The organism is uncultured Psychrosphaera sp. (assembly GCF_947500655.1).
GTDB lineage: Bacteria > Pseudomonadota > Gammaproteobacteria > Enterobacterales > Alteromonadaceae > Psychrosphaera.
Map to the genome: position 1 here is coordinate 61101 of NZ_CANMSK010000003.1, position 20880 is coordinate 81980.

The window sequence follows — 20880 nt, forward strand, 5'->3', positions numbered from 1 at the left end:
CTAATTTCACGGACATATAAGTGAAGACACCCAAATCGTTAAATGAACTAATAAGTTCAGACAAAGAAACAAACAACCTATCTTTATATCGTCAAAAAACGAGTAAGTTTAGGTTAATCCACAAACTTTTATCAGAAGTCTTAGGCGCTAATATCGCTCAAAACATCATAGTAAGCAACTATAAAAACTCAATTGTCTATTTAGAAACCACTTCTGCCGGCATTGCTACCGGATTTAAAATGCAACAATCTCAAGTTTTATCTTTATTTCGTAAACAGCTTAACCCTGCACTTGTTACCATCGAAATGAAAGTTAGTCCGCATTCTGCGGCTCTACAATCAAAAAGAGCAAAAGCAGAAGCCCCAGCTGAAACCCCAAAAAGCACTAAAACTATTCCACCAGACGTTGCAAAAATGTTTGTATCTATTGCTGAGTCTAGCAAAGGACCGTTAAAAGAAAAGTTTCTAAAACTAAGTCGACTCAAACAATCAGGACAAGATGATAACTAAAATAACCTTTATTGTTAATCTAAATTCCAATTTTTTGCATCATTAATTATATGAGCAATTTCATCAATCAACTCCAAAAGTTCAGGTTCGATTGACTCAATTATCCTCTCACTCTTTAATCCTGACTCTATAATTTCGGCTAACTGCTTTAATTTAGACACTCCTGTATAACAACAAGCACCATGAAATTTATGGATAGCAGTTAATAACTCTTCAGTATTTTCATCGTCATAACTTTGTTTAATTGTTATCAATAAATCTGGCAAACTTTTTACCAGCATAGTAAACATTTCAATAGCTAAGTCTTGTTTTCCAGCAGCACGAGTAAGGGCAAGCTCCCAATCTAAGTGATGATAATCAACAAAAGGCAATTCTAAATTTGTTTGATTAATTATAACCGGAGTTCGATTATCTCTTTGCTGTAATCGACAACCTGGGCAAACATCTAAAATCACTTGAGTTAACATATCTTCGTCGATTGGCTTTGCTAAATAGCCAGTAAATCCAACCGCTAACATTCTTTTCTGCTCCTCAGGCCCAGCATGAGCTGTGACTGAAATAATAGCTGTATTTTCATTTAACGATGATTCTTTAATTTTTTGGCAAGCCGTTATGCCGTCCATTATTGGCATCTGTATATCCATAAAGATGACGTCATAAATATGTTTTTTTGCTTGCTGCAGAGCAACTAATCCATCATGAGCAATATCAACAACCATGCCCATTTCATTAAGTAATGTGGTTAACAATTTTAAATTAGCAGGGGTGTCATCTACAGCAAGTACTTTCATACCACTAAATGACGAAGATAAAGGCTGATGTTGAATATTCTCTTCTATATAAGGGTCAGCCAAGGTATTTATTAGTTTGCGATGATTCACTGGCATACTCAAGCAATCTTTGGCGCCTGAACTTATACTGACTTCTTTTAAATTAGGAGAAATACTATTCACTATGGTGTAAACATGTGAACAATGCTCTGTCGCCATAACTATATATTTTTTAAGCTCACCTATCATGCTAGGGGATATTTTACGGCAGATTAATACCATATCGAACACCTGCTGTTGCAAGGACTCTAAATAAGACTGTTCGGAATCACAAGTAGTAACAACTAATTCAGTTTCCTCATTCAACAATTGCCCTATATCTTTAGACGCTTGTGGGCAGGTAGCGAAGAACAGTATTTTTTTACCTTCAATTTCTGCAAGAGGTAATTTTTGGCCAATCGCTGTGTTATTTTCATTAATATAAATATCAAAAAAGAACTGTGATCCTTTATTTATTTCACTAGTAAAGCTAATTCCACCTTTCATGCTTTCTACTATTTTTTTACAAATAATAAGGCCTAAACCAGTACCACCAAATTTTCTTGTAGTGGAATTATCAGCCTGACCAAACGCCGAAAACAATTTATCTTTAAAGTTAGTCCCTATACCAATACCAGTATCTGAAACAATAAATTTTATATGATGACCATACTCATGACTTCCTAAATACTTCACATCTAAGCGTATATAACCGTCTCGGGTAAATTTAATTGCGTTACCTACAAGGTTAATAATTATTTGTTTTAACCTAACAGGATCACCTTGTAACTCGTCAGGTACACGAGTATCAATATTAAGATGAATTTCTAAACCTTTCTCAAAAATACCAGGAGCTAACAGTGTCATTACCTCGTTGACGGAATCTCGTAAAGTGAATGGCGTTGACTCCAATTCCATCTTACCTGCGTCGAGTTTTGAGAAATCTAAAATATCATTAATAATTTGTAGTAAATTATTAGCTGATGTATCGATTGTCTCAAGAAAATCACTTTGATTAGTATTTAATTGAGTTTTTTTCAACTGACGAGTAAAACCTAATACACCGTTTAGAGGTGTTCTTAACTCATGACTCATATTAGCCAGAAATTGTGATTTCACGTCGTTGGCATTTAGGGCTTCTCGCTTGGCCATATTAAGTTGAATATTTTGTACTTCTAATTGCTCTACTGTTTGCTGTAACTCTTGAGTGTGCTCACTTATATTATGTTCAGCTTGCTCAGTAACGACATACATAGCTTTAGCAATTGCATTAACACTGACCCTTAAGTGATCTAATTCACCAACCATAGGTGTATTAACTCGGCACTTATAATCGCCATTAGTAATACTTTTCACTGCGACATTTAACTTATTAATTGACGTTATAATGTCTCTAATGAAAAATAAGGCAAAGGCAATAGTTAATATAATTACGAATAATAAAATCAATACCAAGGTGACAACAGATGATTGCTGCTGTAACAAAGCTTGATCGCGACTTAGTTCAACCACTAAATAACCAAATAATGTTTGGCCATTTTTAGTAATAAATAAATTTGAATCCCTGTCCATATCTTTGCCATAAATGGGAGAACGAATGTAAATAATATTATCCGTTACTTCAACGCGTGTGTTTTCTGCCAGCAATTTCCCAGGTTGTAAACGGGTATTTTCAAAATCTTTATGAAAATTAGAAGATTGGAAAAGTTTATGATTTGGTAAAAAAACAGAAATTGAGCGTACTATTGGACTGGCTTTTCGGTGTGCCATATCGAGAGCTTGCTCTAATATTTTTTGTTTATTATGCAAAATAGCATCAGCACTTAAGATACTTAATGGCTCGGAAAGATAGATACCACGTTGGATTAAGTTTTCATCCAACTCAGTATATCTTTTGTATGTTAAATACCCGCCCAACAAAAGGCCAATTAAGATAGTAGGTAAAATAGTGATGATCAACGCGCGTTGACGTAAAGAAAACAGTTCTTTCATTAAGAGTACGAGTATAATTTAAATAAATTTAGGGAGAATAACTTATCCTAAACTTGTTAAACTAACAAGAATACAGCTTTCTCAATTTCATATTTCTCTATCTCAATAAGATTTAAGGACAAAGGCACACCTTCGTATGGCTCAAATATTTAACCCAAACAAGTCAGGCAAAAATAGAAAACATAAATCTCTTGCCAAGCAACTGCCTGACTTTATCGCAAAAGTTGAAAGTTATGACCCTGAAGGCAAAGGTATTATCAGAGCCGAATCTGGCCGTATTGCATTTGTCACCGGAGCGCTTGTAGGCGAAGTAGTAAAAGTACGTCCAATAACCTACAACGAAAAAATAATGAAAGGTGAAACCTTACAAATTATTGAGCCAAGTCCAAAACGAGTCACTCCTCATTGCACTCATTTTGATGTGTGTGGTGGTTGCCAATTACAGTATATGCAATCTGAACATCAAACTGAGGCTAAGCAGCTTGCGTTGAACACCTTATTTCAAAAGCAACTTGGCTTAACTGATATCCCATGGCAACAACCGATTGTAGGTCCAGATTGGCATTATCGACGTACGGCACGTTTATCTATTTGGTTTGACTCAGACAAATCATTCCGCTTAGGTTTCAGACAAAAAAAATCTAAACAAATTATAGATGTAGAACAATGCCCTATTCTGGTTCAAAGCCTTACCGATTTATTGCCTTCTCTTAAAACTTTAATCCAAAGTTTAACCAATCGCAGAGCAATAACCCATGTGCAACTGTACGCGTTAGATAATGGCAACACTATTATCTTTAGAGTCATTGAATCGATTAAAAATGAAGATAAAGAAAGGCTTAGCGAGTTTGCCAAGCAAAATGAATTTAATATTATTTTGCAACATAACGAACATGAATTTGAACAAATATCCGCATTAAAAGGCACAAGTGGTACAGAGCTTGAATACCAAATGCAAAATTGCCGATTCCAGTTCTCACCAGAAGATTTCATTCAAGTGAATTCAGAGGTAAATCAGCAAATGGTAGCACAAGCATTACAGTGGCTAGCGCCCACTAAAGACGATGTTGTATTAGATTTATTCAGCGGTGTTGGCAACTTTACTTTGCCATTAGCATTAAAAGCAAAACAAGTTTTTGCCGTTGAAGGTGTCAATAATATGGTATTGCGCTTACAAAAAAATGCTGAATTAAATCAAATAGATAATATTTCAGCACACCAAGCCGATTTATCTAAATTAGTACTTAAATATAAACCCAAGTGGCTAAAGCCAATTGATAAGTTATTATTAGACCCAGCTCGTGATGGCGCTTTTGATGTTGTGCAAAAGATCCCATTATTAGCCCCTAAAAAAATATTGTATGTCTCTTGTAATCCATCCACTATGGTCAGAGATATTAAAGAATTACAACAAAGTGGTTATAAATTGTCGAAACTAGGTTTACTCAATATGTTTCCTCATACCGCTCATATAGAAGCAATGGCTTTGTTAGAAAAAGAATAAGGAGCACCCGTGGTTTCGGTAACTCGTGTACATCACTTAGAAGATATTCTAGAAAGTAAAGATACCAAACAGTGGCTACTATCTGCTGGTCTTTCGGATCATACTGTTCAAGCTATTGATGACGCAGTTAACTGGTTACAGGAACAACCAAAGCAAGCTGAACTCTTATCTCCTGTCGACGGCGATTTTACACGCCAAGGCTTATTAATAGTTGAAATATTACTTGAACTGCATATGGACGATGACAGCTTAATTACCGCCTTGTTATATCCTTATTTTGAACATCAATCATCTGACAACAAAGTTAAAGAAAAGCTTAAAAAGAAATTTGGCCGCAATATAATTAACTTGTTAAACGGTGTTACTAAAATGGCCAGCATGGGCTTGTTATCTGCTCGAGTAAAGCATTCCCCAGAACAAGGTGAAAATATTCGTCGTATGTTAACGGCCATGATTGAAGATGTCCGTGCTGTTGTTATTAAATTAGCTCAACAAGTAGTATTTTTACGAGAGATCAAAAAAAGCGACGAGGAAACCCGAGTCCTAGCAGCTAAAGAAACTCAAGCCATTTACGCCCCTTTGGCTAACCGTTTAGGTATTGGTCAATTAAAATGGGAACTAGAAGATTACGCATTTCGTTATTTACAGCCTGACTTATATAAAAACATCGCCTCTAGCCTTGAAGAAAAAAGAACCGAAAGACAGCAATATTTAGAAGATTTTGTTGATACTTTAGGAAACCGTTTAGACGACGCTAATATAAAATCCCAAGTATACGGCAGACCAAAACATATCTATAGCATTTGGAAAAAAATGCAGAAAAAAGGCTACGAATTTAGTCAGCTTTTTGATATCAGAGCCGTTCGTGTTGTTACCGATAAAATCCAAGATTGTTATTCCTGCTTAGGTATAATTCATACAAGCTGGCGCCATATTCCGTCTGAATTTGATGATTACGTTGCCACGCCAAAACCCAACAACTATCAATCAATACATACTGTGGTTATTGGCCCACAAGGCAAACCAATTGAAATTCAGATCAGAACCGCAGATATGGATGACGATGCTGAACTTGGTGTAGCGGCACATTGGCAATACAAAGAAGGTGCTTTGCCAACCAAAGCAGGAAAAGGCTCTAGCTACGAAGATAAAATTGCATGGTTAAGAAAGTTACTGCAATGGCAAGAAGAAATGGCCGACTCTGGTGACTTTGCCGAAGAGCTAAGAAATCAAGTTGTTGAAGACCGCGTGTATGTATTTACTCCACAAGGCGATGTAGTAGACTTGCCTAATGGTTCAACGCCATTAGACTTTGCTTATCATATACACACCAATGTTGGTCATAGATGTATTGGTGCAAAAGTGTTTAACCGCATAGTGCCTTTTACTTACCAACTTAAAACCGGTGATCAGATTGAAATAATTACCGGTAAAGAATCAAATCCAAAACGTGATTGGTTAAATCCAAATCTTGATTATATTCATTCATCACGCGCTCGAGCCAAAGTTCATACTTGGTTTAAACAACAAGATAAAGATAAAAACCTGCATGAAGGTAAACAGTTACTAGAACAAGAATTGGCTAGATTAAATATTCCTTGGTCAGAGGCTGAACAAGCCAAAGAACGCTTTAACATGATGACATTAGATGACTTGTTAGCAGGAATTGGCGGCGGTGACGTACGTTTAAATCAAGTGACTAATTACATTCAATCTAAGCTAATAAATGAAGAAGAACCAGAAATTGATCCAAGGTTAATTCAAAAACCACGTAAGCAGAAAAAATTCCAAAACGGCGTCGTTTTACAAGGCGTTGGTAACTTAATGAACCAATTAGCTGGTTGTTGTAACCCGATACCTGGGGATGAAATATCTGGTTATATCACTCAAGGCCGTGGCGTTGTTATTCACAGAAGTGACTGCGAACAGTTTAAAATCGTTATGAATGAACACCCAGAGCGTTTTATTGAAGCGAGCTGGGAAGAAGATTATTCAGGCGGTTATGTTTCTCATTTACGTATTATTGCTAATGACCGCAGTGGGCTAATAAGAGACGTCACTAGTATTCTGGCTAACGATAAAATAAACGTACTAGGCATGACTACTGAATCCGATACGCAAAAACAAATTGCCACTATGGGATTAAAATTAGAAGTTTATAACGTAGGCGCGTTTAATCGTGTTGTTAGTAAGCTAAGTCAACTTGATGAAATGATTGAAGTAAAAAGGCTGTGACTAAAGTTAACCAAAATTTAAATACTCTTATGGCTTTAACCGGTTTAGAAAAACTCACAACATTAATGAGTATGTTACGAGATCCAGAAACTGGCTGTCCGTGGGATTTAAAACAAACCTTTGATTCGTTAATACCTTATACCATTGAAGAAGCCTACGAAGTTGCCCAAGCCATTGAAGATAAAGATTATGCTGACTTAAAAGGTGAATTAGGCGATTTGTTATTCCAAGTGGTGTTTTACGCACAACTTGGCAAAGAACAATCCTTATTTGGTTTTGACGATATTATTGATGGTATTTGCGCTAAGTTAATTTCCAGACATCCCCATGTATTTTCTGATGCTCTATTTGAAACCGAAGCACAAATAAAACAAAACTGGGGAAATAAAAAAGCTGCTGAGCGCCAGTTTAAAGATTCAAAAAGCACTAGCGTATTAGATGATATCCCTCTGGCTATTCCTGCTATTTCCCGCGCATATAAAATTCAAAAACGAGCTGCAAGTGTTGGTTTTGATTGGCCAGATATACATGGCGCACTTGATAAGGTAAGTGAAGAAATAGAAGAAGTTAAAGCAGAGTTAATAACTAACTCAGCTAAAAGTGACACTCTTCTAGATGAAGCCAATTCAAATAAAAGCAAATCAAAGCAGTTAAGTGGCAATATATATAGTGATAACATAGATGCTATTGCCGATGAGTTAGGCGATTTATACTTTGCCTTAACCAACGTCACACGCCATTTAGGTTTAAATCCAGAGCAAGTCATTAAAGCGGCTAATAATAAATTTGAACGTCGTTTTCGTCATGTGGAAAACATAGCCACCAGCAATAATGCAAAAATAAACGAAACTAACCTTGAGCAGTTAGATATGTGGTGGGAACAAGCTAAATCAGAAACAAAGTAATACAACAGTCATTTTCCTGACCGTTTAGTCAAGTCAATATTTCCCCAAACAAGAAACGACAACAAACCTCATTAAACAAAGATAAAGTCAGGTGAATACAATTCACTTCATTTCTTGACCATATTGTCATATTTTATTCATAGTTATCCAATATGATTGGATTTCTACAAAAAGTCAGCGAATGAGACTGACACTAATAAAATCAAAGGAATACAATGAAAATAAAATATCCTATGTTGCTCGCATTGCTATCCATGCAATCCATTGCACAGGCCGAAGATCTCGAAGTAATTACAGCGCCATGCTTTAATTGCCCAGATTTATCAACCATTGCTATCGCTAGTGAGTTTAACGATAGCAGTTACTATGAAACAGTAATTCAAGCTGTATCAGATAATTTAACCGCTACAGAGATACACACATCGCTAAATGCGGTTATCAGTGAGGATCACAAAGTATTAACTTACTCTGAAGTATGGTCAGCATTAACCAAAACTGATGAAGATCCTAATAACACAGATAATGTTATTTTGTTATACAGTGGCATTTCACTTCCAAAACTGTCGAATGGCAGCGGAACACAAAGTACAGATCAAGACAACTGGAACCGTGAACACACTTGGCCTAAAAGCCATGGTTTTAGCAGCGACAGTTATGAAGCGTATACCGATATTCACCATTTACGTCCTACTGATATTTCAATAAACAGCTCTCGTGGTAATTTAGACTTTGATAACAGCGACAACGAATTAGCTGAGTCACCAAGTAACCGAGTAGATAGTGACTCATTTGAGCCGCGTGATGAAGTCAAAGGCGATGTAGCTCGTATGGCTTTTTACATGGACACACGCTATAACGGTGCTGATGTTACTCCAGATTTACAAATCGTAGACAGATTAACCTCGACAGGTGAAGCCGCATTGGGGCGTTTATGTCGTTTAATTGAATGGCATAATGGCGATCCCGTGGATACTACTGAGGAAACTCGTAACAACCGTATTTATGAGTTTCAAGGAAATCGTAATCCATTTATTGACCACCCTGAATGGGTAGATATTTTATTTACCGCAGATGCGTGTACTGACACTCCAGTTGATGACACAGATCCTGACGAGGGCAACTCTGATGAAACCGATCCAGTAGAGACAGACCCAGATGATACTGATACTGGTGGCTCTACAAGTTCAGCTTCATTATTCATTTCTGAATATGTTGAAGGCAGCAGCTACAACAAAGCTCTAGAATTATACAACCCAACAAGTAGTGACATAGATTTAGCTACCGACGGTTACACATTAGGCCGCTTTAGTAATGGTGGTACAAGCGCAACTAACATTAGTCTTTCTGGTGTTATTGCAGCCAATAGTACTTTTGTTATTGCTCATACATCAGCGAATGACGACATTCAAGCGGTTGCAGATTTACTAACAGGCTCTTTAAGTCATAACGGCGACGACGCTTATATTTTATATAAAGGTGACGACGTTGTAGATTCATTTGGTAATGTTGGTGAAGACCCTGGTTCTGAATGGGGCGAAGATGACTTTGCAACAAAAGATAATACGTTACGCAGAAACCCTACTGTTATTTCTGGCGATACAATATTCGATGATGCTTTCGCTCCTGAACTTGAATGGACAGGTTTTGGCACTGATATTGTTTCTGGTTTAGGTGAGCACACTATTATCAATCCAGAAATTTATATTTCAGAATACATTGAGGGCAGTAGCTACAACAAGGCATTAGAGTTATATAATCCTGCGGGGTCTTCTGTTGATTTATCAGCTAATAATTACCAATTAGCTCGTTTTACTAATGGTTCAACAACTGGAACGTCTATTGATTTAACCGGCGTTATTGCAGGTAACGATGTATTTGTTATTGCCAATAGTTCAGCTGCAGAAGCTATTTTAGATGTTGCAGATCAATTATCTGGAAATATTTCTCATAACGGTGACGACGCTTATGTTCTATACAAAGATGGTGTTGTTATTGATTCATTTGGCCGTGTTGGTGAAGATCCAGGTTCAGAATGGGGTTCGGATTTACAAGGCACACAAAACAATACGTTAGTGAGAAAAAGCAGCGTTACGGTTGGTGATACTATTTCTGATGATGAATTTACACCTAGCTTTGAGTGGGATGGATTCGATAGTGATACATTTGACTATTTAGGTTTCCATAATTCAAGCGAAGGTGAAGACACAACAGAGCCTGAAATTGTAGAAATTGGTTTATGTTTTGACCCTGCAACGCTTATTAGTGCAATCCAAGGTAACACTGATATATCACTAGTATTAGATGAGACGCATATTATTGAAGGTGTGGTAACAGGCGTATTTTCTGAGCTAGGCGGTTATTTTGTGCAGGAGCAATCGGCTGATGAAGATGGAGATGCAACAACATCTGAAGGTATTTTTGTTGTAAATAATGAAGAAACATACCCAACAGTAGGTTCTGTTGTGCGTGTTGTTGGTGTAATTGAAGAAAGTTATAACAAGACTCAGTTAGTCGCTAGCAACAGCTTGTTTGATTGTGGTACAGACACTGTAACTGAAACTCTGCTATCACTACCATTTGAAACTGCAGATACTCCAGAAGCGTTGGAAGGTATGTTGATCACGTTAAATAATGAACTAACCGTATCTGATAACTACAGCTTAGGCCAATACGGTGAAGTAACGTTATCGAATGGTCGTTTGTTTAATCCAACTAACCTGTTTTTACCAAATTCTGATGAAGCCATTGCTTTAGCTGAAGCAAATACCCTAAATACAATTATTTTAGATGACAATGTTAACGGCAGTAACCCTGAAGATGTTATTTATCCTACAGGGGGATTAAGTGCTGATAACACATTACGTTCTGGCGATAGTGTTTCTTCGGTAACTGGTATTATGGATTATAGCTTTAGTGCATATCGTGTTCTTCCAACGATTGATCCTGTTTTTGTACAAAGTAACCCAAGAACAGAAGCTCCTGAGCTTGTCCCTGGTAATTTAACGGTAGCTAGCATTAATGTACTTAATCTATTTAATGGTGATGGCCTTGGCGAGGGGTTCCCAACCTCACGTGGCGCAGATACATTTGTAGAATATGAACGTCAAGTTGCAAAAACAGTTTCAGCTTTAGTCGCTATGGATGCAGACATTGTTGGTTTAATGGAAATTGAAAACGACGGGTTTGAAACCACCAGCACTATTGTTGAGTTAGTCAATAAGGTAAACGAAGCGCTTGGCGATACCATTTATGCTTATGTAGACGCAGAAACCACAATTGGAACCGATGCAATTGCAGTTGGCTTGTTATACAAAACAGCAAACGTGACACCAGCGAGTTCTGTTTTATTAAATACAGACAGTACATTTAATCGTCCACCAGTTGCACAAACATTTAGCATAACCGGCAGTGATGAAGAAATAACGGTCATTGTAAATCACTTCAAATCAAAAAGTTGTAGCAGTGCTTCTGGTGATGATGCAGACCTAGGTGATGGTCAGAGTTGCTATAACGCAACACGTGTAACTCAAGCACAATTACTAATGGAATGGATCAGCACAAACGAAGAATTAAGTGTACAAGAAAACCTGTTAATAATGGGGGATTTAAACGCTTACGCAAAAGAAGATCCAATTACTGCTTTTGTAACAGGCGGTTACACTAACCTTATTGAAAAATTTGCAGGAGCTGAAGCATATTCTTATTCTTACAGTGGTTTATTGGGTTATTTAGATCACGCATTGGCAAGTCCCGCATTGGTTGAGAAAGTAATAGATGCAGGTGAATGGCATATTAATGCTGACGAACCTAGAGTACTGGACTACAACGTCGAATATAAATCAGACACTCAAGTTGATGATTTTTATTCGGATGACGCTTACAGAATGTCAGATCACGACCCTGTTGTGATCAGCTTATTCTTTGAACCAACACCAGAGCCAGTTCTATTAGGTGATTGGGATGGTGATAACGATGTAGATTGGAAAGATATTTTTCAGTTCTTTGCAGCTATCCATAAGCACCAAGATATTGATATGTCATTTGATTTAAACAACGATGATAAAATTAACTTACGTGACGTCCGAGTTATGAGTAGTTTATGTACATATCGCAACTGTAGTGAACAAGACGTTAAAAAACATGGCTCTAATAAGTATGGTTCTAATAAACCCCACTCAAAGAGCCATAAGTCCAATTCAAAGCAAGATAATTCAAAGTCGCACGGCTTTGACAAATACAACTCAAATCAAAAAAATTCGAATAAGCATTAATCACGTTTATTCATTTTGAGTTATACAAATAATAAAATGCCAGAGCTAGCTCTGGCATTTTTTATCTCACAAAAAAACGCTAAAAGATTGCTCTTTTAGCGTTTCTTATTTACAACTAATGACTTAATTAGTTAACCATTAGTTGCTCAAAACCAGAGTTAAATCGCTTCTATTTCAGCGTATTGCTCTTTTAGCTTATCAACCGTTTGTTGGTATTCAGCCATTTTAGCTTGCTCTTTTTCAATAACAGCCGGTGGCGCATTACTTACAAACTTCTCGTTAGATAACTTACCAGATACACGTTGTAACTCTTGATTCGCTTTTTCCATTGCTTTAGTTAAACGCGATAACTCAGCGTCTTTATCGATTAAACCAGCCATTGGAATAAGTACATCCATTACGCCAACTAAACCTGATGCCGATGCTGGAGCTTTTTCACCGTCTGCTAATACATTAATTGTTTCTAATTTAGCTAACGCCATTAAGAATGCTTTATTTGCAGTTAAACGCTCAAGATCTTGAGCTGACGCATTACGTAACAATACGTTAATTGGTTTGTTTGGCGACAAGTCCATTTCACCACGGATATTACGGATAACTAAAATAAATTGTTTTAACCATTCAACATCGGCAACCGCTTGTTCATCAACCAAGTCTGCATTATACGTTGGGTAAGCATTTAACATTATGCTTTCAGCGTCTGCTGTTAGGCCAGTTAGAGGCTGTACACGTTGCCAAATCGTTTCTGTAATAAACGGCATAATTGGGTGCATTAAGCGTAATAACGATTCTAATACCACAACCAATGTTTTACGTGTTGCGCGTTGTTGTATTTCTGAACCTGTATTGATCACTGGTTTAGTTAGCTCTAAGTACCAACCGCAGAATTCATTCCAAGTGAAGTCATATAAAGCATTAGCCGCTAAATCAAAGCGGTATGCATCCAAATGACCACGTACCATTTGAATAGTGTTTTGCATTTGCCCTTGGATCCAACGATCCGCTAATGAATATTCTAATTCAGCGTCTGTGGCTGTTTTGCCACAATCAAACTCTTCTGTATTCATTAATACGTAACGGCTAGCGTTCCATAATTTGTTACAGAAATTACGGTAACCTTCTAAACGTTTCATGTCCCAGCTAATGTCGCGGCCAGTTGAAGCAAGCGCTGCTAAGGTGAAACGTAATGCGTCTGTTCCGCTAGTTTCCATCCCATCGGGGAATTCTTTACGGGTACTTTTCTCAATTTTTGCAGCCAGTTTTGGTTGCATCATGTTGCCAGTACGTTTTGCTACTAAGGTTTCTAATTCAATACCGTCAATAATATCTAATGGGTCAATTACGTTACCCTTAGATTTAGACATTTTATCACCGTTTTCGTCACGGATAAGGCCTGTAACGTAAACCGTTTTAAATGGTACTTGTGGTTTGCCTTCTTCATCTTTAATAAAGTGCATGGTCATCATGATCATACGCGCAACCCAGAAGAAGATAATGTCAAAACCCGTTACCAATACATCGGTTGGGTGGAATTTTTTCAAATCTTCTAAATTATCAGGCCAGCCTAATGTCGAGAACGTCCAAAGTGCCGATGAGAACCAAGTATCTAATACGTCTTCATCTTGACGAAGTTTTACATCGTCAGCTAAACCATTAGCCGAGCGAACCTCGCTTTCGCTGTTGCCTACGTATACTTTGCCATTTTCGTCATACCAAGCTGGAATTCTGTGTCCCCACCAAAGTTGACGAGAAATACACCAGTCTTGCAAATCACGCATCCAAGCAAAGTACATATTTTCGTACTGCTTTGGCACAAATTTAATGTCGCCATTTTCAACCGCTTCCGTTGCAACTTTCGCCATTGACTCAACACGCACATACCATTGGTCTGTCAGCATAGGTTCAATAACAACACCACCACGGTCACCATAAGGAACCGTTAATTCGTGCTCTTTAATTTCCTCTAAGTTTCCACTCTCATCCATTGCAGCAACAACGGCTTTACGTGCAGAAAAGCGTTCTAAACCTTGGAACTGTTCAGGTAAGTCAGTTGAATACACATCGCTTTCTTCACCGTTCGTATTAAATACCTGTGCTTCTGTACGAATGTGTCCAACAAAATCTAATACGTTGATCATAGGTAAGTTATTACGTTTACCTACTTCGTAGTCGTTAAAGTCGTGTGCTGGTGTGATTTTTACACAACCGGTTCCTTTTTCCATGTCGGCATGTTCATCACCAACAATAGGAATTAAACGACCAACCAATGGCAATACAACTGATTTACCAATTAAGTCTTTATAACGTGGATCTTCTGGATTTACCGCAACAGCTGTATCACCTAATAAGGTTTCAGGACGGGTAGTAGCAACAACTAAGTAGTTTTTACCGTCTGCCGTTTTTTGGCCATCAGCCAACGGATAACGGAAATGCCACATGTGGCCTTTTTTGTCTTTGTTCTCAACTTCTAAATCAGAAATAGCGGTTTGCAGTTTAGGGTCCCAGTTAACCAAACGCTTACCACGATAAATTAAATCGTCGTTGTATAAATCAACAAATACTTTTTCTACGGCTTTTGATAAACCTGGATCCATTGTGAAACGTTCACGTTCCCAATCTACCGAGTTACCTAAACGGCGCATTTGTTTGGTGATTGTGCCACCAGATTCGGCTTTCCAATCCCAAATTTTTTCAATGAATTTTTCACGGCCTAAATCTTTACGAGTGACATCACCTTCTGCAGCTAACTGACGCTCTACAACCATTTGTGTTGCGATACCAGCGTGGTCAGTACCTACTTGCCACAATGTATTGTAACCATCCATACGTTTGTAACGCGTTAGAGTGTCCATGATTGTGTGTTGGAACGCGTGTCCCATGTGCAAACTACCAGTGACATTTGGTGGTGGAATGACGATGCTATAACTGTCCCCTTTACCTGAAGGTTTAAAATGACCTTTAGATTCCCATTCTTCATACAAAGATTGTTCGATATCGGTTGGGTTATACGTTGTTTCCATGATGGTTTTAGCCTTGAATTTCTGTAAAGATTAATTTGATATTTTTTCTATCGACAAACGTTATTTAAACTTAGTTAATAAAACGTCGCTTAAACGATTGAATCTGGAATTTGGTTGGTTGTTAAATTAAAGCCCGCTTGCTTCAGCAATTTATAACGCTCTCTTGCTGCTGCTTTACCGGCTTCATCGTTTGGCACAAAATCATGCCATTCATTAACACCTTTTAATTTTGCTACATAGTCAGGCAGCTTTTGACATATGTTAACAAAACAGCCACGCCTTTGCTGACTTGGTTCCCAATTTATTTCAACGGGTGAACCATAATGAGGGCCTTCACCAGGCAAGTTATGCGGAATAAACCTATCCGCTTCAAACTGCCATAACCAATCATCAACTATGTGAGCTTGATCTTGGTTCTCGACCCCAATTAATAGCTTTTTATTTTGGCGATATAAATCTGCCGCTAACACGCAAGCATAATGAATGTGCGCCGTTACATTTGCCTCTTTGGCGTGAGCAGGCGCTTGTTGTTGTTCTGATAATATCCAGAAAATTGCATTCATTGATTATATTCTATTTGTTAATTTACTATATTTAATACGTTATCAGCTCTAGTTCTGCTCAACTGAAATACCAGCACGGTTCATTAAGAACTGCGTTAACATTGGAACAGGACGGCCAGTTGCGCCTTTTTTAGCACCACCGCTTACCCATGATGTGCCCGCAATATCTAAATGCGCCCAGTTATACTTTTTAGTAAATCTAGATAAGAAACAAGCTGCGGTAATTGTACCAGCATCACGTCCACCTAAGTTACTAAAGTCAGCAAATGGACTGTCTAATTGATCTTGGTATTCATCCCATAAAGGTAAACGCCATGCTCTGTCGCCACTTTGCTCTGATGCATTTAACAGCTCATGGGCTAATGGATTATGTGAACTTAATAAACCAGATGCATGTTTACCCAAAGCAACTACGCAAGCGCCAGTTAATGTTGCAATATCAATAACCAATTCAGGGTCAAAACGTTCTACATAAGTTAATGCGTCACATAATACCAAACGCCCTTCTGCATCGGTATTTAAAACTTCTACCGTTTTTCCAGACATAGTCGTTAATACATCACCAGGGCGATACGCTTTACTGCCAGTCATGTTTTCACAACCAGCTAACACACCAATCACATTAATTGGTAAGTCTAGTTCTGCTAAAGAACGCATTGTGCCTAATACACCGGCAGCTCCACCCATGTCGTATTTCATTTCATCCATGCCAGCAGCAGGTTTAATTGAAATACCACCTGAGTCAAAGGTTAATCCTTTACCAACTAAAACGATTGGCGCTTCGTCCGTTTTGCCACCATTGTAATTAATGATGGTCATAATTGATTCGTTGTCACTACCACGACCAACTGCTAGATAAGAATTCATGCCTAATTTAGCCATTTCTTCTTCACCAACCGTTTGCACAGTTACTTTATCGTAAGACTCTAACGATTTACCTTGCTCAGCTAAGTAAGCTGGATTACAAATATTTGGTGGCATATTAGCTACGTCACGACACATTTTTGCGCCATTTGAAATTGCTAAGCTGTGCTCAATCGCACTTTCGCCTAAAGGTAACTCACGTCGTGTAGGTACGTTAAATACCATTTTACGTAATGGACGACGAGCTTCGTCTTTTTTACTTTTTAATGCGTCAAAACTGTAAAGACTATCTAACGTTGCTTCTACCGCTTGTCTTACTTTCCAATAGGTATCACGACCTTTAACATGCATTTCTGTCAAAAAACATACCGACTCCATTGAGCCTGTATCGTTTAATGTGTCGATAGTTTTTTTAATAATTTGGCGATATTGACGTTCATTTAGTTCACGTTCTTTACCACAACCAACAAGTAACACACGTTCACTCAGTACATTTGGTACATGATGTAATAACAATACTTGGCCGGGTTTGCCTTCTAAATCGCCTCTGCGTAATAAATTACTAATATAACCATCACTGATCTGGTCTAACTGTTCCGCTATCGGAGAGAGTCTGCGAGGTTCATAAACGCCAACAACTATGCAAGCGCTACGCTGTTTTTCTGGACTTCCACTTTTAACACTAAATTCCATGATTTCTCCAATCGCATTTATTTTTATTATTTTTGTTTAAGCTATTCTTATTTTTTTGAAATTTTTATCGGCGATTCATCAATTTACCATTATAATAATTTCTATGCCTGTTATGATTAGGCCGCCCCAATTATAAGTAACTTACTTTAAGTTCAAGTATTACAAAATAGTTTTCTTATGAAAACAAGAAGTTTACTTATTAATTGGCATTATTCCAGTAAAAGTATACGTTTTCTAAGGTTTATTTGTGATAATTCTGCGTTATTTAACCGCTGAAGTATTTAAGTCGCAGTTTGCGGTTTTTCTAGTCTTCATGAGCATTTTTCTCAGTCAGACATTTGTTAAAATATTAGCCGACGCTTCAGAGGGTAAAATCCCCGGTTATCTTGTTGCGTCCATTATTGGTCTGCGCTTCCCACAACTTGCTGCAGTTATACTGCCTTTAAGTGTTTTTCTTGGCGTAATGCTCGCTTACGGACGACTTTATAGCGATCATGAAATGAGCGTATTAAAAGCGTGTGGTGTATCTGAATGGTACCTTACTCGCATTACGTTAATTTATGCCTTTATCTTAGCTTTTGTTGCAGGCACTGTAACTTTATATATATCACCTTTATCAGCTGAATATGAATATCAAGTAAAAGAAGAAGCTGCCTCTGAAGGTGTATTATCAACCTTGAATTCTGGCCGCTTTCAAAAAGCCGGCAGCGGTAATTCCGTGGTATTTATCCATGATATAGAACGTAAAACCTCCATTATGAAGAAAGTATTTGTTGCCAAAACTAACGACGATGGCGTTGATAATGTTGTATATTCTGACACAGGTCTGGTTGTTGAATATGATAATGGCAAGCAAGACTTAGTGCTATCCCAAGGCCATAGGTATTACACAGGCAAAGACAATAAATCACAACGACTCACCTTTTCTGAATACCAAATTCAATTACAAGATAAGGCCGTTGAAAAACGCAGTCGTAATTATGCGGCATTACCGACTTTAGAACTTGCTCAATCTGATGAGTTAGAAGCTATTGCCGAATTTCAATGGCGTATAGCCATTCCACTTTCTATTCCAATTTTAGCTATGATAGCTGTGCCATTAGCTTCAGTAAATCCAAGACAAGGCCGCTTTGGTAAAATACTGCCAGGACTCGGATTATTCTTTGCTTATTATATTTTATTAGTATTAGCTAAATCTGCGATTGAAGATGGTAATTTACCCCCTCATATTGGTTTGTGGTGGATTCATTTACTCGGTTTAGTTACTGCAACCTTGCTCTTAATTCAAGACCGAAGCGCAGGCGGTTTAATTAGACAAAAATGGCTACAACTAACAAGGAAAGGTGACTGATCATGTTTGGCATGTCTATGATTGACCGTTACATAGGTCGCACTGTATTAAGCTCAATTGGCGTGACCTTAGTTGTACTTACTGGCATTAGTTCTCTGTTTCGATTTATTGATCAAATTATGTATATTGGCCGTGGCGACTTTACCTTTTTAACCGCTGTAATATTTACCTTCTATTCCGTACCACAAGACTTAGAAATGTTTTTTCCTATGGCTGCCATGATCGGTGGTCTTGTTGCTTTGGGAGCAATGGCAACTAATTCAGAATTAATTGTTATGCAAGCTGTTGGCATGTCTAAGGCAAATATTGTAACTGCGGTATTGAAGTCCAGCACCATTTTAATATTGATCATGATGGTATTTTCAGAATGGGGTGTACCGTACGCAACACAATCAGCCAAAGAGATTAAAACCCAAGCGGTTTCTGGTGGTCAATTATACTCTGCCGAACAAGGCCTGTGGGCAAAAGATGCTGATGCGTTTATCAATATAAAAGAAGTTACCGAAGACGGTGAATTAATTAATGTAACTGTTTTTGATTTTGATGAAGAATTAAAACTTACCCAACAAATAAATGCTAAGTCTGCTCAAATCAGCAACGGTAACTGGCTGTTAAATGACGTTGTTATTAAACACTGGAACAGCAATAAAATAGAAATAACAAAGATAGATTTACTACCTTGGCCAACAGATTTATCGCCAGAAAAATTAGGCGTAGTGTCTGTAAAACCAGAGCGTATGGCTGTATCTGACTTAGTTGACTATTTAAGTTATTTAAATAAAAACGAGCAAAGCGCTAGCCGCTATGAACTCGCTTTGTGGCGGAAAATATTCCAACCATTTAACATTGCAGTGATGCTGTTATTAGCTTTATCTTTTATTTTTGGACCACTGAGAAGTGTGACTATGGGCGCAAGAGTTATATTGGGGATACTGACAGGATTTTCGTTTTTCTTGTTTGATAAAATATTTGGATCGGTTTCTTTAATTTATGAAGTGCCAACTGTGATTGGGGCATTCACCCCAACCTTAATATTTAGCTTAATCGCAGCGCGCTTGTTGACTAAAAAACAGAAATAGCAAAGCTGTAAGCAAGAAAGTGTAGTGCGTTAAATATGTATAAGCTTTTATTTATCGCTATTTTTTTGTAAAGGCTCTTCTATTCCGCGTAAATACACTTGTCTATTTGCTTCTTTAGTCAACACCACCATTTCAGTATTGGTCAATCTATCTTGTAATGACAATTTAGTTTTAGGCATCAACAATACTAAGATATTACCTAAACCAAACAACGCGAATAAAGCTCTTTTTGCAGCACGAATAAACGAAACTGGCTCGTCGTTAGTACTTTGAATTTTCACGCGCCACGCTCTCATTCCTAGCGTTTGACCACCATCATACCAAAACCAAGCGTAAAACCCCCAAATCACAGCAATCGTTTCAACTTTAAACCACCATTGCTGATTTAAATACGCAGAGTGATCTTGGTAACCCGTCAACGTAAACAGATCAAACGACACTAAGATAAACAAGACACCTAAATTGATAATACTAAGCAACATAGTTAAGGCAATAACCGCCAACAAGTCATAAACAATAACCGCTAAACGTTTAAAAAAACCAGCACGAGGGAAAACTTCAGACATAAATTTCTATTCGTTTCATTAAATAAACAATAATTGCCAGCTAGTCTAACAACAAAACCGTCAAATCCAAACAACATAGAGCGCCTTGATTTAGCAATTTGCACAATATATAAACACTCAAGAGCCATATATTGATAAATCACTTGCAAGCAACCAAAGCGTGGTTATAATTCGTCTCGCTAAATGTAGCGCCGGTGTGATGGAATTGGTAGACATAGGGGATTCAAAATCCCCCGCAGAAATGCGTGGCGGTTCGAGTCCGCCCACCGGTACCATTTACTTTTATATTATTTATATTAGTAAATAAAACAACCGACTTTCTTTAATTGGAACTGTCGGTTTTTTTATGTCTGTAATTTAATAAAATCCTAGTGATATAATTGGTAGACATAGGGGATCCGCTTTTTATAAGAGCCACCCCGCAGAAATGCGTGGCGGTTCCCAATTTCAAAGAGCGCCCACCGGTACCATTTATTCTTTAGAATGAATGAGAGATAACCGACTAACTCAATTTGAGGT

General features: G+C 37.7%; 12 protein-coding genes and 1 tRNA gene. 8 read left to right on the forward strand and 5 right to left on the reverse strand.

The window, feature by feature from the left end:
• Positions 1–20 precede the first annotated feature (20 nt).
• Positions 21–509, forward strand: coding sequence for a DciA family protein (locus tag Q0940_RS03740; protein WP_299264168.1), 489 nt, complete (start codon positions 21–23; stop codon positions 507–509).
• 14 nt (positions 510–523) lie between these two features.
• Here Q0940_RS03740 and barA read toward each other — a convergent pair whose 3' ends face one another.
• A complete protein-coding gene (barA, locus tag Q0940_RS03745) occupies positions 524–3310 on the reverse strand; it encodes a two-component sensor histidine kinase BarA (RefSeq protein WP_299264170.1) in 2787 nt (928 codons plus the stop codon).
• 136 nt (positions 3311–3446) lie between these two features.
• Here barA and rlmD point away from each other — a divergent pair, with 136 nt between their 5' ends.
• From rlmD to Q0940_RS03765, 4 genes are all read left to right on the forward strand, one after another.
• Complete coding sequence (gene rlmD / locus Q0940_RS03750; protein ID WP_299264172.1) at positions 3447–4814, forward strand: 23S rRNA (uracil(1939)-C(5))-methyltransferase RlmD; 1368 nt, start codon at positions 3447–3449, stop codon at positions 4812–4814.
• Between the two features lie 9 nt (positions 4815–4823).
• Positions 4824–7049, forward strand: a complete 2226-nt coding sequence (relA, locus tag Q0940_RS03755) for a GTP diphosphokinase (RefSeq protein ID WP_299264176.1) — start codon at positions 4824–4826, stop codon at positions 7047–7049.
• Complete coding sequence (gene mazG, locus Q0940_RS03760; RefSeq protein ID WP_299264179.1) at positions 7046–7954, forward strand: nucleoside triphosphate pyrophosphohydrolase; 909 nt, start codon at positions 7046–7048, stop codon at positions 7952–7954. The genes relA and mazG overlap by 4 nt, the downstream gene beginning before the upstream one ends.
• Before the next feature lie 215 nt (positions 7955–8169).
• Positions 8170–12225 carry an ExeM/NucH family extracellular endonuclease gene (locus Q0940_RS03765; RefSeq protein WP_299264184.1) on the forward strand — a complete coding sequence of 1352 codons (4056 nt, stop codon included), beginning with the start codon at positions 8170–8172 and terminating at the stop codon, positions 12223–12225.
• A 158-nt stretch (positions 12226–12383) separates the two neighbouring features.
• Here the strand turns inward: Q0940_RS03765 and Q0940_RS03770 are convergent, their stop codons facing one another.
• The 3 genes from Q0940_RS03770 to pepA form a co-directional block, all read right to left on the reverse strand.
• Positions 12384–15245, reverse strand: a complete 2862-nt coding sequence (locus Q0940_RS03770; protein ID WP_299264187.1) for a valine--tRNA ligase — start codon at positions 15243–15245, stop codon at positions 12384–12386.
• A gap of 89 nt (positions 15246–15334) precedes the next feature.
• Positions 15335–15808 (reverse strand): DNA polymerase III subunit chi, encoded by a 474-nt coding sequence (locus tag Q0940_RS03775; protein WP_299264190.1) that lies wholly within the window; start codon positions 15806–15808, stop codon positions 15335–15337.
• 48 nt (positions 15809–15856) lie between these two features.
• Positions 15857–17365, reverse strand: coding sequence for a leucyl aminopeptidase (pepA, locus tag Q0940_RS03780; protein WP_299264193.1), 1509 nt, complete (start codon positions 17363–17365; stop codon positions 15857–15859).
• Between the two features lie 247 nt (positions 17366–17612).
• Between pepA and lptF the strand changes: the two genes are divergently transcribed.
• Both lptF and lptG read left to right on the forward strand, forming a co-directional pair.
• The gene (gene lptF / locus Q0940_RS03785) at positions 17613–18716 is read left to right on the forward strand and encodes an LPS export ABC transporter permease LptF (RefSeq protein WP_299264197.1); all 1104 of its coding nucleotides are present in this window, start codon (positions 17613–17615) and stop codon (positions 18714–18716) included.
• 2 nt (positions 18717–18718) lie between these two features.
• Positions 18719–19795 carry an LPS export ABC transporter permease LptG gene (gene lptG, locus Q0940_RS03790; protein ID WP_299264199.1) on the forward strand — a complete coding sequence of 359 codons (1077 nt, stop codon included), beginning with the start codon at positions 18719–18721 and terminating at the stop codon, positions 19793–19795.
• A 47-nt stretch (positions 19796–19842) separates the two neighbouring features.
• On the opposite strand, the gene Q0940_RS03795 is transcribed toward lptG, so the two are convergent.
• Positions 19843–20361 (reverse strand): RDD family protein, encoded by a 519-nt coding sequence (locus Q0940_RS03795; protein WP_299264201.1) that lies wholly within the window; start codon positions 20359–20361, stop codon positions 19843–19845.
• Positions 20362–20551: 190 nt separating this feature from the next.
• On the opposite strand from Q0940_RS03795, the gene Q0940_RS03800 reads away from it, so the two are divergent.
• Positions 20552–20636: transfer RNA gene (locus Q0940_RS03800), tRNA-Leu, on the forward strand.
• Positions 20637–20880: the final 244 nt, after the last annotated feature.